This window comes from Pacificitalea manganoxidans (genome assembly GCF_002504165.1).
Classification (GTDB): domain Bacteria; phylum Pseudomonadota; class Alphaproteobacteria; order Rhodobacterales; family Rhodobacteraceae; genus Pacificitalea; species Pacificitalea manganoxidans.
On sequence record NZ_CP021404.1, the window covers coordinates 238,496 to 255,068 of the forward strand.

The following is a 16,573-nucleotide window of genomic DNA, read 5'->3' on the forward strand; positions in this document are numbered from 1 at the left end:
CGACCGTTTTGGCGAATCGAAGCGCCGTCCCGGTTTGGGGCGGCGCTTTTGGTTTAGGGTGGCGTCACGCGTGTTCAGGCGCGGTTTCGACGACCACGGCCAGATCGCGGGGTGCTGTCGGATAGAGTGTCAGGCGGAGACTGCCGCTTTCCGACCGCCGGATCAGGGTGAACCCGTCAGAATCGGCGCGGATTTCACAACGGCCCGTTTCAAACAGACGCGGATTTGCGCGCCGCTCCGCCAGCAATTCGCGCAGCAGACGGGATTTCGCTCCGGCAAGACCGGTTTTCTGTGGCAGGCGCGCCATTTCGGCAAAATCGATGGGGCGGCGGTTATCCGGATCGGTGAGCGAAAACGCCGTGCCCTCGCAGCCGCGATAGATGTCTGGCACACCCGGCATCAGGCATTTCAGCGCCAGTTGACATAGCGACAGCGACTCCGCCCGTGCGACGATCCGGGTCAACGCCTCCGGTGGGGAGGTTTGCCAGCGCAGCATCAGATCGCGGGCCAGCGCCAGCACAGGCTCTTCGGCATCTTCGTCAGGATAGGGCCATGTGGTGATCTGCTTGGCCTCCCGCAGCGCCTTCACCATGTGCTCAGCCAGCCGTTCGGGCAGGTTTTCGCGATCAGGTTGCCACAGCGCGATGGCACATTGCACCAGATACCATAGCCGGTTGGGGGCCAATGGCGCGCCGTCGTCCTGATCCGCGACCTCCCCCCGTGGCAAGGTGGGCAGCGCGGCGGCGGCATCGGCGCGCAGGGCGCTGAATGCATCAGGCAGATGGCTTAACGCCACAAGCCGCATCCGCGCATCCTCGGACCGTTTCGTGTCATGAGAGGAGGTCAGCGTCAGCCCCCACGGCTGCCGGGCGAGACGCTCGGCGCAGTGGTCGGCGAAGCCTGCCGCATCCAACACCGGCTCATCGGGTTCGGCGCCGACCTCGTTCGCGGCAAGATAGGCCGTGTGACGAAATCCGGCGGTGTCCTCGTGACTTTTGGCGATCAGCGCGCCGGCGACCTGCTGGAACCGGACTCGCAGCGCATGATCGGCGTTACTGTCGCCTGTGGCGATATGTTCCGCCAGCCAGCGCAGCACGCCGTCGGTGCGGAGCCTGTCGGCGGCGCGGTCGGTCACGGCCTGCCACAGGGCGACGTCTTCGGCCCGGGGGTCGCCTGCAGTGAAATAGGTGCGGTAGCGCGGCATCTCCACCAGCAGCGCCTCCAGTGCCTCGCGCAGGGCTTCGGGACCGGCGTCCTGACTGGGCACATCCCGCAGCGCGGCTTCGGCCAGACTGATCAACTGATGCAGTTCGGCGGCCAGTTCCTGTGACAGGATCCACGGCTTCAATTCGGTCATCTGTCGGGCATAGGCATGGTCGCCGCCCGGTGCGACTTCGCCGGTCTCCGCCTGCCAGTCGGCGCGGATCTGATCCCAACCGTCCGCATCGGTCAGAAGCCGGGCAATGGCGCGCCCGGCCTCGTATCCGGTGGTGCCCGCGACGGGCCAGCTTTCGGGGATGCGCTCGTCACCGCTCAGGATCTTTTCAACCCAGATCGGGATGCCGGGTCCGACCCGCGCGGCCAGTTGATCCAGATAGGCCGCCGGATCGGCGAGCCCGTCCACATGATCCACCCGCAGGCCCTGCACTTCCCCTGCTGCGCAAAGCTCGAACACCAGACGGTGCATGTCTTCGAAGACGGCGCCATCTTCGACCCGCATGCCGATCAGAGAGGTCACGTTGAAAAACCGGCGATGGGCCAGCCTGTCGCGCTCCGTTTCCCACGGCACCAGACGCCAATGCTGGGCGTCATGCAGGGCGGCGAAATCGGTTGCGGCGTCATAGCCGGTCGCCGTGTCGTCGGGGCGCAGGGGCACGTCCAGCGGACCGACGCGCAGAACCGGCCCGTCTTCGGCACTGGCAATCGTGACCTCGCCCCCGTCGAGTTTCGTCTCAAACGTCGCGTCGAGCATCGGCAGATAAAGAGGCCCCGACCAATCGATATCGAAATGCCGGGCATAGGGGCTGTCGCTGCCGTGACGCAGCACGTCGCGCAGCCACGGGTTATCCAACACAAAGGCCAGATGGTTCGGCACAATATCGAGGATGATCGCCAGCCCTGCCGCCTGTGCCGCCCGTGCCAGCCGCGAAAACCCCTCGCGCCCACCGAGCGCGGGCTCGATCTGGTTCGGGTCGGTGATGTCATAGCCGTGGGTGGAGCCGGGCGCGGCGGTGAAGATCGGCGAGAGGTAGAGATGCGAGATCCCAAGTTCCCGCAGATAGGGGATCAGCGCCTCGACAGCGGCGAAGTCCATATCGCCCCGCATCTGGAGCCGGTAGCTGGCGATGGGAAAATCCTGCGTCGGCGCCGGGTGTGCGGGGGTCATGGTGTCTCCTCGATCCAGACGGTGATGGCGTGGGCGTCGGTGTTTGGGTCGCCCAAGGCAAAGCTGGGCGTGTCGGTCAGCGGCGCGAAGCGGCCCGGCGCACCTAGGGCGACCTGCATCGTCACCACCGCCGCTCCGAAATCGAAACGCGCCTGCACCGCGTGGGGGCCGCAGCGGATCACGTCCCGCACGGGGAACGGATTGGCCGCGACGAGCGGTGCGATGCGGGCGTGGCGCAACTGAAGCAGCTGCTGGGTCAAGCCGCGCCACGCCGCCTCATGGACCGGATCGCCACGATAGGGACGGGAACGCTCATAGGTCGCGGCATCCATCGGATCGGGGACGGGGCCGCCGAAACTTTCAAACTTGGCAAACTCGCGCGCGCGGCCATTTCGGGTCGCCTCGGCCAAGTCGCCTTTGAAATCGGCGAAAAACTGGAACGGCGCGGTTTCGCCGGCCTCCTCGCCCATGAACAGCATCGGGATGTAGGGTGACAGCAGCAGCAGCGCATGCGCCGCCCGGGCCGCATCCTCCCCCGCCAGCGTGATCAGCCGTTCCCCTTGGGCGCGGTTGCCGACCTGATCGTGGGTCTGGTTGGAATTGACGAAGGCCGTAACGGGCAGATGGTCCGAAGGCTCCCCCCGCGGATGGTCGAGCCCTTGGCGCGGCTGGCCCTGTTCCACCTGTCCTTCGGCCAAGGCGCGGGTCAGATCGCCGAGCGGATCAACGGCGAAGCTGGCGTAGTAACTTTCGCTTTCGCCTGTCAGCAGGCAATGCACGGCGTGGTGGTAATCGTCGTTCCATTCCGCATCGAACAGCCCGGCGTCGGGGGCACGGGGGGCGGCAAGGTTGCGTTCATCCTCAAGGATCAGATGCAGCGGACGATGAGTGGTGCGGGCGCGCAGGTCGCGTGCGACCTCTTCGAGAAACCCCGGCGTCCCGCCGCGGATCTGATGGGCCGCGTCGATGCGCAGCCCGTCCATATGGAACTCCTCGACCCACATCCGGGCGTTGGCGCGGAAGAAGGCGCGCACTTCGTCGCGGGCAAAGTCGATGCCTGCACCCCACGGGGTGCTGCGGTCCGCGTCGAAGAAGTCCGGTGCGATTTCATGCAGGTAGCCGCCATCGGGGCCGAAATGATTCCATACGACGTCTAGTATCACTGACAGCCCGGCGGCATGTGCGGCGGCCACCAGTGATTTTAGCGCGGCGGGGGGGCCATAGGCGGGATGCGGGGCGAAGGGCAGCACGCCGTCATAGCCCCAGCCTCGTTCACCTGAGAAATGGTTCACAGGCATGAGTTCAATCGCCGTGATGCCCAGCGCGGCCAATTCCGGCAGGCGCGCTTCGGCGGCGGCAAAGGTGCCTTCGGGCGTGAACAGACCCACATGCAATTCCAAAATGACCAGATCGGACAGCGCGTGGCCGCGCCAATAGTCCTCAGCCGCAGGCCAGTCATAGGCAGGATCGGTAAAGCGGGACGCGCCATGCACATCGGAAACCTGCGCACGGCTGGCCGGATCGGGGCGCACACGCCCGTCGATCACCATCGAATAGGGGTCACCTGCGCGGGCCTCGATCCTGCCGGCAAAACGGCCATCGCCCCCGGCAGTCAGCTTGACCGTGCGGCCTTGCATCTGGACTTCCGCCTGACGGGCGCCGGGCGCCCAAAGCCCCACATGCCACTGCCCATCGCCCAACGGATGCGCGCCCCAGATCGGGTCTGGCTCGGCGCCCGGATGTGGGGGCATGGCGTCACCCGCCAGTGGCGGGTCGGTGTCGGTGTGCATCGGGTTCCCCTCGGGCTCCGTTGAGCGGCGCGGGCGGATTGCGCCACCCCGTATTGTAACCGCGATGCAGGCGCTCAGTTCCAGTCGCAAATTGCGAAGTGTCGGAACAATACGGGTTTTCGCGCCTTGCCTCGCGGATACGCCCGGCCTTTGGGCGACTGGAACCTTCGGCAAGACAAGGAACGATCATGGATCTCGGAATCTCGGGCAAACTGGCCCTTCTCAGCGGTGCCTCCGGCGGAATCGGTTTAGAGGCTGCGCGCGTGCTCGCGGCGGATGGCGCGCGTGTGTTTCTCACCGATCTGGAGCAGGGCCCGCTTGACGATGCGGCCAGCGCGCTGGGCGATGCGGTGGCGGGGACGGCGGCCTGCGATCTCACCGATCAGGCGGCGGTGGACGCGCTGCGGGATAAAGTCGCCAGCCTTGGCGGCGCGGATATGCTGGTGCACGCCGCCGGGGTCACGGGCGCCAAAGGCGATCCGCTGGAGATGACCGATGATGACTGGATGGAGGCATGGCAGATCGATTTCATGTCTGCCGTGCGCATGTCCCGCGCTTTCGTCCCGTCGATGGTCGACAAAGGCTGGGGCCGCGTGGTGTTCGTCACTTCGGAAAATGCCGTGCAGCCCTATGCGGACGAAGCGGTCTATAACGCTGCCAAAGCGGCGTTGCTGAACTTCACCAAATGCGTGTCGCTGCCCTACGGACCAAAGGGCGTGCTGTTCAATACCGTGTCGCCCGCCTTCATCGAAACGCCGATGACCGACGGCATGATGGACAAGCGCGCCGATGAGTTGGGCGTGTCAAAGAAGGAAGCGATCGAAAGCTTCCTGAAGGAAGAGCGCCCGTTCCTGAGCCTGTCCCGCCGTGGCCAGCCGGAAGAGGTCGCCGGGGTTATCGCGCTTCTGTGCTCCGACCGGGCGAGTTTCGTCAACGGATCGGCCTATCGGGTGGATGGCGGCTCCGTCGGCGCGATGAATATCTAAGATCGGCGGGCCCGTGGCACAGTGCCACGAGCCCGCTCGCTTTACATCACGAAGGCAAAGCCATTCGGTCCGAGGGTCAGCGTGCCCCCGTTGATTTCGGCGGCCTGTGACGGACCGATTAGCCGCTCCCCTTCGGGCACAGGCGCGGTCAGCGTTTCCAGCGACAGGTTGAACAGGCAGTCGATCTGCGTTGTCCCGTCGCCCTCTGTGCCGCCCCGGACCAGATGCATCAGGGGCGGCTCGACATCATCGCAGAACTGCATGGGACCGTGATCTAACTGCGGTGTGTCGCGGCGAAACGCGATCATCTCGCGATAGAAGTCCAAAATCGACCCCGCCCCCATATTGGCCACCGCGCGCGCAGCCTGCGGCGGTTTCACCGGCAGCCACGGCGCCGCGTGGGTCGAGAACCCCGCATTGGCGGCGCTTTCATCCCAGACCATCGGTGTACGGCATCCGTCGCGGCCCGTGCTTTCCGGCCAGTATTTCAGCGCGATCGGGTCGGTCAGTTCGTCATAGGTCAGTTCGGTGTCGGTCTGCCCCAGTTCTTCGCCCTGATAGAGGCAGATCGTGCCTTCGAAGGACAGAAGCATGGCCGCAGCCAGCCGCGCGAGCCTGTCGTCGCCTGCGTCATATTCCGCCCAGCGGGACACATGGCGCACCACATCGTGGTTCGACATCGACCACATTGGCCACCCATCCGCCGCACCTTTCCAGAAGCCTTCGATGACCTCTCGGAAATGAGCGACGGTGAAGATGTCCGACAGCATGTCAAAGGAATACGCCATGTGCAGGCGGTCATCTCCGGCGGTGTATTCGCCCATCAACGGGATCGCGCAATCCAGATCGCCAACCTCGCCCACCAAGGTGCGGTCGGCATACTGATCGGTGATCTCGCGGATCACTTTCAGCCAGTCCACGTTCTCCGGACGGCTTTTGGAATATTTCTGCAACTGCATGTCATAGGGGTTCAGCGGCGGCCATTCGGCCTCGGGCGGCTTCCCCGGATTGTCGCGCAGCTTTTCGTCGTGGACGAAGTAGTTAACGGTATCGAGCCGGAAGCCATCCACCCCGCGATCCAGCCAGAAATGCAGGATCTTCTTCATCTCCTCGCGGACCGCTGGGTTGTGGTAGTTCAGGTCCGGCTGCTCCTTGAGGAAGCTGTGGTAGTAGTATTGACGCCGCCGCGGCTCCCACTCCCACGCATTGCCGGTCATCACCGAGAGCCAGTTGTTGGGGGGCGCGCCATCGGGCTGCGGATCGACCCAGACATACCAGTCGGATTTCGGATTATCGCGGGAGCTGCTACTTTCCTTGAACCACGGATGGTCGCTCGACGAGTGGTTCAGAACCTGATCGACCAGAACCTTCAGGCCGAGTTCATGGGCGCGGGCGATCAGCGCGTCGAAATCCGCAAGCGTGCCGAAGCACGGATCGATATCGGTGTAATCCGAAACGTCATATCCCATATCGCGCATCGGCGAGGTAAAGATCGGCGACAGCCAGATCGCATCCACCCCCAGCGCGGCGATATGATCGAGACGGCGGGTGATGCCCGGCAGGTCGCCGATGCCGTCCCCGTTATCGTCCTGATAACTGCGGGGGTATATCTGATACACCACCGCGCCCCGCCACCAATCCGGACCCGTTCGCATTCTGTTTCCTTCCGTCTTGCCTGTCTTCTGCCTCTACGATGGATCATGCGCTGCCGGATTGACCAGAAGTGCGGCCCAAAGGTGCCACACGGAGAATGACGCTGCGCCCGGGCTTATCAAACGCGAATGTGCGTTTTAGGCTCTGCCATCGGACAACCGGGACAGAATGATGAATAATCGAGCCGAGTTTCCCCTCTCCGAAATCGGGCGGCCCCCGTTGGAGCCTGCGGCCCTGTCCGCGCTCCTGCGCGAGGCACTGGCGCTGCGCGGGCTATCGCCCGAGCGGGCCGGGCCGACCGACTGGTATCGCGCTGCGGGCGATGCGCTCCGGCGGCATCTTGCACCGGGCTGGCAGCGGGCGGATGCGGCCCCCGGCAAGCGGGTTGCTTACCTGTCGATGGAATTTCTGATGGGGCGGATGCTGGGTGATCTGGCGCTGAACCTGTCGATGACGCAGGCGCTTGACGCGGCATTGGGCGAATTTGGCGTGTCGTTGGATACGGTGACGGCACAAGAGCCTGACGCCGCGTTGGGCAATGGCGGGCTGGGACGGCTGGCCGCGTGTTTTCTGGACAGTCTGTCCACCGTGAATTGCCCGGCGACCGGCTACGGCCTGCGCTACGAACATGGGCTTTTTGCCCAAGGTTGGGAGGCCGGGCGTCAGACCGAGCGACCGGAAACATGGCTCGACCAGCCGCAGCCGCTGATGGTCGAAGGGCGCGCGGCGGCGGTGCCGGTGGGCTTTGGCGGGCAGGTGACGGAGCGGGGCGGGCGCCGTGTCTGGCAGCCTGCGGAACGCCTGATCGCACGCGCGCATGACATGCCGGTCGCGGGCTGGGGCGGGGCGTGGGTCAACACCCTGCGCCTGTGGGAGCCTCGGGCGGTCGCCGGGTTCGACCTGCCGCGCTTCTCCGCCGGGGATCATGTCGCGGCGTCGGGCGGCGACAGTTTCGCGCGTGCACTGGGCCGTGTTCTCTACCCCGACGACACGACCCAAGCCGGGCAGGAATTGCGGCTGCGGCAGGAATATCTGCTCTGTGCCGCGTCGCTCGCCGATATCCTCGCGCGGGTGAAGGCCGCCGGTCATGCGCCGCTCGACATGGCCGCGCTCTGGGCGGTGCAGTTGAATGACACGCATCCCGCGCTGGCAGCGCCCGAACTGGTCCGCCTGCTGGTCGATGGCGAGGGGCTGAGCTTCGACGCCGCGATGGAGGTCACGCAGCAAAGCCTGAACTACACCAACCACACCCTAATGCCCGAAGCGCTGGAAAGCTGGTCGACATGGTCGATGGGGCGCCTGTTGCCGCGGCACATGGAAATCGTCGAACAGATCGACGACTGGCACGCCACCCGCCACCCACGCAGGCCCGCCTCTACCGCGCTGGTGGCGCAGGATCGGGTGCGCATGGGCAACTTGGCCTTTGTGGCCAGCGGGCGCGTCAACGGCGTCTCGGCGCTGCATACCGGCCTGATGCGGCGCACGGTGTTCGCGGATCTGGACCGGCTGCACCCGGACCGCATCGTCAACCAGACCAATGGCATTACGCCGCGCCGCTGGATCGCCAGCGCCAATCCGCCGCTCGCGGCCTTGCTGACCGATGCGCTAGGGGATGGCTGGCAAAGCGATCTGGAGCGGCTTTCGGGGCTGGAGGCGCATCTGGACGACGCTGGCTTCCTCGACCGGATCGGTGCGGTGAAGCAGACGGCCAAGGACCGCTGCGCGGGCTGGCTCGCCGGGCAGGGGCTGCGGGTTGATCCGCAGGCGATGTTCGATGTGCAGGTGAAGCGCATCCACGAATATAAACGTCAGTTGATGAACCTGCTGCATGCCGTCGCGCTGTGGCAGGATCTGCGGGAGGGGCGGGGCCCCGATCACCCGCGGGTGAAGGTGTTCGGCGGTAAGGCGGCACCGGGCTACGCGATGGCCAAATCCATCATTCGGCTGATCCATGACGTCGCGCAGGTGGTGAATGCCGATCCGCTGACCCGGGATCGTCTGCAAATCGTCTATCCCGCCAATTACAACGTCTCGATGGCCGAAGTGCTGATCCCCGCCGCCGATCTGTCCGAACAGATTTCGACCGCCGGGACGGAGGCCTCGGGCACTGGCAACATGAAGTTCGGGCTGAACGGAGCGCTGACCCTTGGCACGCTGGACGGGGCCAATGTGGAGATGCGCGAGCATGTAGGCGCAGAGAACTTCTTTCTGTTCGGGATGACTGCGGAGGAGGCGCTCGCCCGTGCCGCGGTGCCGGATCACGCCCGCAGCGCCATCGGGCAAAGCGCGGCCTTGCGCGATGTGTTGCAGTTGATCGCTGAGGGGCGGTTCAGCCCTGATGAGCCCGACCGCCACCATGCTATTGTGGACATGATGTGGAACCATGACCCCTATCTGTGCGCTTCGGATTACGAGAGTTACGCAACCGCGCAACGACAGGTCGAAGCTGCCTATGCCGATCCGGCGCGCTGGCGGCGGATGTCGGCACTGAACACGGCACGACTTGGATATTTCTCCTCCGACCGGACAATCCGGGGTTATATGGCGGAGATATGGGGCATCGCTCCGAATGGCTGATGCCGTTCGCAGCTGACGAGCCCGGCCTGCCCGGTGGCCCGCGGCGGGCGCGGGCGGAAAGGACGCATGACCACGCGCGACCACGAGTTTCCGCAGGCTGACGCCATCCGGGACGGCCGTTACGGCGCGCCCTTTGACATACTGGGACGACACCCGGCATCCGGGGGCGGCCATGTCGTGCGGGTGCTGATGCCCGGCGCGGAGCGTCTTTGGATCGTGGCGGAGGATGGCACGCGGTTCGAGGCCACCGGCCATGGCGGCGGGCTGTTCATGGCCCAAGGTGACATTCCGCAGCGCTACCATCTGCAGGCGCAGGGCTACGGTGCCGAATGGCAGGTCGAAGATCCCTACAGGTTCCCGCCCGTGCTGGGTGAGATGGACGAATATCTGATCTCCGAGGGCTCGCACCGCCGGTTGTGGGAGCGGCTTGGCGCGCGCCCGATCAACCATGATGGGGCCGACGGCACGGTGTTTGCGGTCTGGGCCCCGTCGGCGCAGCGGGTCGCCGTGGTCGGGGATTTCAATCACTGGGATCCGGCGCGTGGCGTGATGCGCAAGCGCGGTGCCACCGGCGTGTGGGAGATCTTCCTCCCCGGCATCGGCCCCGGCGCGGTTTATAAATACGATATTCTTGGCCCCGATGGCACGCAGTTGCCGCAGAAGGCCGATCCCGTCGGCTTCGGCTCCGAACATCCGCCCGCCACGGGCAGTGTCGTGCGTCGCCTGCCGCCGGTGCCCGAAGGCCGCGCCGCGCGGGCCGAGCGGCAATCGGTCGATGCGCCGATTTCCATCTATGAGGTGCATCTGGGCAGCTGGCGCAAGGTGGTCGAGGATGGCGACCGGCGCCTGTCCTATGACGAGCTTGCCCGCGATCTGGTGCACTACGTGAAGGAGATGGGGTTCACCCATATCGAATTGCTGCCGGTGTCTGAATTTCCCTTTGACGGCAGCTGGGGGTATCAGCCCGTAGGTCTGTTCGCGCCCACGGTGCGGCACGGCACCCCGCGCGAATTCGCGGCCTTTGTAGCCGCCGCGCAGGAGGCAGGGTTGGGTGTGCTTCTTGATTGGGTACCGGGCCATTTTCCGACCGATCCGCACGGGCTCGGGTGGTTCGACGGCACGCCGCTTTACCAATATGCCGACCCGCGCGAAGGGTTTCATCGCGATTGGAACACGCTGATCTACGATTACGCCCGCCGCGAGGTGAAGAACTACCTCGTGGCCAACGCGCTATACTGGCTGCTGCAATATGGGCTGGACGGCATTCGCGTCGATGCCGTGGCCTCGATGCTCTATCGCGACTATTCGCGCCCGCATGACGAATGGGTGCCCAATGTGCATGGCGGTCGTGAAAACCTAGAAGCGATCGAGATGCTACGCGAGGTCAACGCCGCCGCCTATGCCGAGGCGCCCGGCATCATGACCGTCGCGGAGGAAAGCACCAGCTTTCCGGGCGTGTCGCACCCGGTGCACGAGGGGGGACTGGGCTTTGGCTATAAATGGAACATGGGGTGGATGAATGACACGCTCGATTATTTCAAGCGTGACCCGATCCACCGCCGCCACCATCACCATCAGCTGACCTTCGGGCTGGTTTACGCATTTTCCGAAAACTTCATTCTGCCGATCAGCCATGACGAGGTGGTGCACGGCAAGGGTAGCATGCTGGGCAAGATGCCGGGCTCCGAAGCCGAGCAATTCGCCAATCTGCGCGCCTATTACGGCTTTATGTGGGGGCATCCCGGCAAGAAGCTGTTGTTCATGGGCTGCGAATTCGCCCAGCGGCGAGAATGGAACCACGACATCAGTTTGGACTGGCACTTGCTGGATCAGCCTGCCCCTGCGGGGGTTCAGCGGTTGGTGCGCGATCTGAACCACCTCTACCGCGACACGCCCGCACTGCATCGCGATGACAGCCGCGCGCAGGGGTTTGCGTGGCTGGTCGCGGACGATGCCGACCAGTCGGTGCTGGGCTTCCTCCGCCGGGCCGGAGACGCGCCCGAGGTCGCGGTGCTCAGCAATCTGACGCCGGTGGAGCGCACGGGGTATCGTGTGGGCCTGCCTGCGCCGGGCCGCTGGGAGGAGGTGTTGAACACCGATTCCGCGATCTATGGCGGGGGCAATCGCGGCAACCTCGGCGGGGTGGAGGCCGAGGCGGTCCCGTGGAACGGCTGGCCTGCATCCGCTGTCGTGACCTTGCCGCCGCTATCGGTGGTCTATTTCAAAAAGAGCAATGCCAGTAAAACCGTTGGGAGGACATCATGAAAGCCAAGGTAAACCAGAGACTTGCTTCGAAAAGCATGGCCTTCGTGTTGGCCGGGGGGCGCGGTAGCCGGTTGAAGGAGCTTACAGACCGGCGGGCCAAGCCTGCGGTCTATTTCGGGGGGAAAACGCGGATCATCGATTTCGCGCTGTCCAACGCCTATAATTCCGGCATCCGTAAGATGGCCGTTGCCACGCAATACAAGGCGCATTCGCTGATCCGCCACTTGCAGCGCGGCTGGACGTTTTTCCGCGCCGAACGGAACGAATATCTCGACATTCTGCCTGCCTCGCAGCGGGTTGATGAACATCGCTGGTATCTGGGCACCGCCGATGCCGTGACCCAGAACATCGATATCGTCGACAGCTATGACGTCGAATACGTTCTGATCCTTGCGGGCGACCATATCTACAAGATGGATTACGAGGTGATGATCCAGCAGCACGCGGAAAGCGGCGCGGATGTCACCGTGGGCTGCCTGACCGTACCACAGAAGGAGGCCAGCGCCTTTGGCGTGATGGCCGTGGACGAAAGCCGCAAGATCACCGACTTTCTGGAAAAGCCCGCGAACCCGCCGGAAATGCCGGGCAATCCCGGCATGTCGCTGGCCTCGATGGGGATCTACGTCTTCCGCTGGGACTATCTGCGGGCGCTTCTGCTGGCCGATGCGGAAAATCCTAAATCCAGCCACGATTTCGGCCATGACCTAATCCCCGATATCGTCGCTCGCGGTGGCGCGATGGCGCATCTGTTCGACGACAGCTGTGTCACCAGCGGCGAAAATGAAAAACCCTATTGGCGGGATGTGGGCACCATCGACAGCTTCCACTCCACCAATGTGGCGCTGACGGAATTCACGCCTGAGCTGGATATCTTTGATCAGTCTTGGCCGGTCTGGACCTATAGCGAGATCACGCCCCCCACCAAGTTCATCCATGATGAGGAAGGACGGCGCGGCTCTGCCATATCCTCGATGGTTGCGGGCGGATGCATTATCTCCGGAACGGAGGTCCGCGAGTCGCTGCTTTTTACCGGGTGTCGCACCCATTCCTACGCCGAATTGTTTCAAGTGGTGGCATTGCCGAACTCGGTGGTGAATCGTTCGGCGATCCTGAAACGGGTCGTGCTCGATCACGGGGTGGTGGTGCCCGAAGGTCTGGTGGTTGGCGAAGATCCCGAAGAAGATGCGAAATGGTTCCGGGTCAGCGAGGGCGGGGTGACATTGATCACCCAGCGCATGCTGGACCTGCGCGCGGACAAGCTGGGCTGACCCCCGCGCGCGGCATCCCGGCAGGCAATGGACGAAAGGAAGGCCCCACATCATGGCCGCGACGAAAACCGGGGTGCTGTCGGTCACCTCTGAAAGTGTGCCGCTGATCAAATCCGGCGGTCTGGCCGATGTGGCAGGCGCGCTGCCGGGGGCGCTGGCCGGGCAGGGGGTCAATATGCGTGTCCTGCTGCCGGCCTATCGCGGGCTGCTCAAACAGATCGGGCGCACGCGCACCGTTCTGGATCTGCCGGACTTGTTCGGCGGCAAGGGGCGCGTGGTGGCAGGTAGGGCCGGGGACATGCAGGTGCTGTTGCTGGACGCGCCGCATCTGTTTGACCGCACAGGGGGCCCGTATCTGGATGCCGATGGCCGTGACTTTCCCGATAATCCCGAGCGTTTCGCCGCGCTCAGTTGGGCCGCTGCTGAAATCGCGGCGAAGGGCCTGTCGGACGGGTGGACGCCATCGCTTGTCCATGCGCATGACTGGCAGGCGGCGCTGACGCCTGTTTACCTGCGGCTGCGCGGCATTGCTGTGCCGTCGGTCCTGACCATCCACAACATCGCATTTCAGGGGCTCGCCCCCTTCGAGAAGTTGCAGGCTTTGCGCCTGCCGCCAGAGCTGTGGGAGCGGGGCGATATTGAATATTGGGGCCAGATCGGTGTGCTGAAGGCCGGGCTGATCCATGCCGACCGGGTGACGACAGTGTCGCCGACCTATGCACTTGAACTGCGTCGCGATCAGTTTGGCATGGGGTTGCAGGGCGTCATCGCCGCGCGGCCCGATGGCATCTGCGGCTTGCTAAATGGCATCGATACCGACGTGTGGAACCCTGAAACGGACCCGGAGGTCGTCAGCTTTTCAACGCGTTCGCTGGCCGGGCGGGCCAAGAACCGTAAGCGGCTGGTGCAGGAATTCGGCCTGACCGATACCGGCGGCCCCATCGCAGCGGTAATCAGCCGCCTGACACGGCAGAAAGGGCTCGACCTGCTGCCCGAGGTCATCCCCGGTTTCCTCGCCCGGGGGGGCATGGTTGCGATCCTTGGCAATGGCGACGCCGATATTCAGGAGGCGCTGCGCAGTCTGGCCGCGCGTTTTCCTGGTAAGGTCGGGATATATCTGGGCTATGACGAGCCCCGCTCTCACCGGGTGTTTGCCGGGGCCGATTGCATTGTGATCCCGTCGCGGTTCGAGCCATGCGGCCTGACCCAACTATATGGCCTGCGCTACGGTGCGGTGCCGATGGTGGTGGCGACAGGCGGCTTGGCCGATACGGTCATCGCGGCCAATCCGGCGGCGCTGGACCGGCAGGTGGCGACCGGGATCGTGTTGCATCAGGCCGATACCGAAAGCCTTCGCGCAGGGTTCGACCAACTGCTGGACCTGCACGCGCAGCCAGAGACGTTCCGCCGGATTAGGCGCAACGGCATGGCCGCCGATTTCGGCTGGGCCCGGTCCGCGCAGGCCTATGCGGAGCTTTATCAAGACCTCGCGCCGGAGCTGGCCTCATGAGCCCACGCGGCGACGCAGCCCGTGGGGATCGGCCTCCTTCGAAGCTGCTGCACCACGGTCTGTCTGCGGGGCGTCCCGATCCGCTGGGCGCCACCTGGGATGGCGAAGGTGTCAATTTCGCGGTGTTCAGCGCCGAGGCGGAGCTGATCGAGTTATGTCTCTTTTCGCCTGATGGTCGGCATGAGATCGCCCGCATCCCGCTGCGCGAACGGGATGGCGATATCTGGCACGTCTATGTCGCCGGTCTGACCCCCGGCACCCGTTACGGGTTTCGCGCCCATGGCCGCTATGCGCCCGAACAGGGCCTGCGGTTCAATCCGCATAAGCTGTTGCTGGACCCCTATGCCAAAAAGCTCGCTGGGCGGTTTCGCTGGTCGGATGCGCTGCATGGCTACCGCGTCGGCCCGGCGCGGGCCGATCTGGGGTTCGACACCCGCGACAGTGCCTTTGCTATGCCGAAGGCGGTTGTGACCGATCCGGCCTTTGCGTGGGGGGATGATCGCCCGCCGCGCCACCGGCGCAGCCAATCCGTGCATTACGAAACCCATGTAAAGGGGATGACGGCGCAGCATCCCGGCATCGACCGGCGTCGTCGCGGCAGTTTTCTGGGAATGGCAAGCCAGCCGGTGCTGGATCACCTCAACAAACTGGGTGTGACGACGGTGCAGTTAATGCCTGCGCAGGCGCATCTCTCCGAGCGCTTTCTCGTCGAAAAGAAGCTATCCAATTACTGGGGCTACCAGACCATCGGTTTTTTCGCGCCGGACCCACGGTTTCTGACCCAAGGGGAGGTCTGGGAATTCCAGACCATGGTGAAGCGGCTGCATTCCGCCGGGATCGAGGTGCTCCTCGACGTGGTTTACAACCACACTGCCGAGGGTAACGAACTGGGCCCGACGCTTAGCTTCCGCGGGCTCGACAATCGTGCCTATTACCGGCTGGCGGAGAATCCGCGCTATTACATTGACGATACCGGCTGCGGCAACACGCTTAATACCGGGCATCCGGCGGTGCTGCGCATGGTGATGGACAGCCTGCGCTACTGGGTCGAGGTGATGCATGTGGATGGCTTCCGCTTCGATCTGGCGACCTCGCTCGCGCGCGGGCCGGAGGGGTTCGACGTCGATGGCGGGTTCGTTTCGGCCATTCGCCAAGATCCGGTGCTGCGCGAGGCCAAGCTGATCGCGGAGCCGTGGGATCTGGGCCCCGGCGGCTATCAGCTGGGCAGTTGGCCGCACCCGTTCATGGAATTGAACGACACCTATCGGGATAGCGTGCGGCGGTTCTGGCGGGGCGATGGCGAACTGATGCCGGAACTGGCGCGGCGGGTTCTGGCCTCGGCGGAGCGGTTCGATCATTCGGGCCGCGCCGCGACCGCTTCGGTCAATTTCCTGACCTCCCATGACGGTATGACGTTGGAAGATGTGGTCAGCTATTCGGCCAAGAACAACTGGGCCAATGGCGAGGAAAACCGCGACGGGCACGAGCCGAATTATTCCGATGGCATGGGCGCCGAGGGGCTGACCTCCAACCCGGAAATCCGCGCCGCGCGGGATCGGCGCAAGCGCAACATGCTGGCTACTCTTTTCCTAAGCCAAGGCACACCGATGCTGCTGGCCGGGGATGAGATCGGCAACAGCCAAGGCGGTAACAACAATGCGTATGCGCAGGACAATCCGATTGGCTGGGTGAACTGGGACCGGCCCGATACCGAGTTGATGGACTTCGTGTCCGAACTGATCTGGCTGCGGCAGGCGCATCCGGTGCTGCGCCAACGACTGTTCCTGCATTCGCGGCCCCGGGGAACGGATGGTATTCCGGACCTGTTCTGGCGCAAACCGGATGGATCGCCCCCGTCTGATGGGGATTGGCATGATCCGGAGTGGCGCGCGCTGTGCATCGAGATCCGCGCGGCGTCCACCACGCCCAGCTATTCCATGTCGGACGACGTGGTGTTTGTGGTGTTCAACCGGGGGGAGGCGGTCGACGTCACCCTGCCGCCGCCTCTGCCGGGAAGCGAATGGCGCTGGCTGCTTGATACTTCAGGGGGGGCAGTGCCGGGCACCGAAACCCGGGCAAGCGTCCGGGTTCCAGCGGATAGCGTTGCGGTTTTCGATCAAAGCGCCCGGCTCTGAGCC

Annotated in this window: 9 protein-coding genes; 6 read left to right on the forward strand and 3 right to left on the reverse strand. The window is 64.5% G+C overall.

Annotated features, from left to right (window positions below; translation table 11 throughout):
* Positions 1-64 precede the first annotated feature (64 nt).
* Together treY and treZ are read right to left on the reverse strand one after the other, a co-directional pair.
* The gene (treY, locus tag CBW24_RS01110; RefSeq protein ID WP_097372395.1) at positions 65-2,386 is read right to left on the reverse strand and encodes a malto-oligosyltrehalose synthase; all 2,322 of its coding nucleotides are present in this window, start codon (positions 2,384-2,386) and stop codon (positions 65-67) included.
* Complete coding sequence (treZ, locus tag CBW24_RS01115) at positions 2,383-4,176, reverse strand: malto-oligosyltrehalose trehalohydrolase (RefSeq protein WP_097372396.1); 1,794 nt, start codon at positions 4,174-4,176, stop codon at positions 2,383-2,385. Before treZ ends, treY begins: the two co-directional genes overlap by 4 nt.
* A 188-nt stretch (positions 4,177-4,364) precedes the next feature.
* Here treZ and CBW24_RS01120 point away from each other — a divergent pair, with 188 nt between their 5' ends.
* Complete coding sequence (locus CBW24_RS01120; protein WP_097372397.1) at positions 4,365-5,162, forward strand: SDR family NAD(P)-dependent oxidoreductase; 798 nt, start codon at positions 4,365-4,367, stop codon at positions 5,160-5,162.
* Between the two features lie 41 nt (positions 5,163-5,203).
* Here the strand turns inward: CBW24_RS01120 and CBW24_RS01125 are convergent, their stop codons facing one another.
* A complete protein-coding gene (locus CBW24_RS01125) occupies positions 5,204-6,817 on the reverse strand; it encodes an alpha-amylase family glycosyl hydrolase (RefSeq protein WP_097372398.1) in 1,614 nt (537 codons plus the stop codon).
* Positions 6,818-6,983: 166 nt separating this feature from the next.
* Here CBW24_RS01125 and CBW24_RS01130 point away from each other — a divergent pair, with 166 nt between their 5' ends.
* The 5 genes from CBW24_RS01130 (at position 6,984) to glgX (ending at position 16,570) form a co-directional block, all read left to right on the forward strand.
* Positions 6,984-9,392, forward strand: a complete 2,409-nt coding sequence (locus CBW24_RS01130) for a glycogen/starch/alpha-glucan phosphorylase (RefSeq protein WP_232529988.1) — start codon at positions 6,984-6,986, stop codon at positions 9,390-9,392.
* Positions 9,393-9,458: 66 nt separating this feature from the next.
* The gene (gene glgB, locus CBW24_RS01135) at positions 9,459-11,657 is read left to right on the forward strand and encodes a 1,4-alpha-glucan branching protein GlgB (protein WP_097372400.1); all 2,199 of its coding nucleotides are present in this window, start codon (positions 9,459-9,461) and stop codon (positions 11,655-11,657) included.
* Positions 11,654-12,925: a glucose-1-phosphate adenylyltransferase gene (glgC, locus tag CBW24_RS01140; RefSeq protein ID WP_088662991.1), complete on the forward strand. Its 1,272-nt coding sequence runs from the start codon at positions 11,654-11,656 to the stop codon at positions 12,923-12,925. The genes glgB and glgC overlap by 4 nt, the downstream gene beginning before the upstream one ends.
* A gap of 52 nt (positions 12,926-12,977) precedes the next feature.
* On the forward strand, positions 12,978-14,435 hold the full coding sequence (gene glgA / locus CBW24_RS01145) for a glycogen synthase GlgA (RefSeq protein ID WP_097372401.1): 1,458 nt from the start codon (positions 12,978-12,980) through the stop codon (positions 14,433-14,435).
* Positions 14,432-16,570, forward strand: coding sequence for a glycogen debranching protein GlgX (gene glgX, locus CBW24_RS01150; RefSeq protein ID WP_088662989.1), 2,139 nt, complete (start codon positions 14,432-14,434; stop codon positions 16,568-16,570). Before glgA ends, glgX begins: the two co-directional genes overlap by 4 nt.
* The last annotated feature ends 3 nt before the right edge of the window (positions 16,571-16,573 follow it).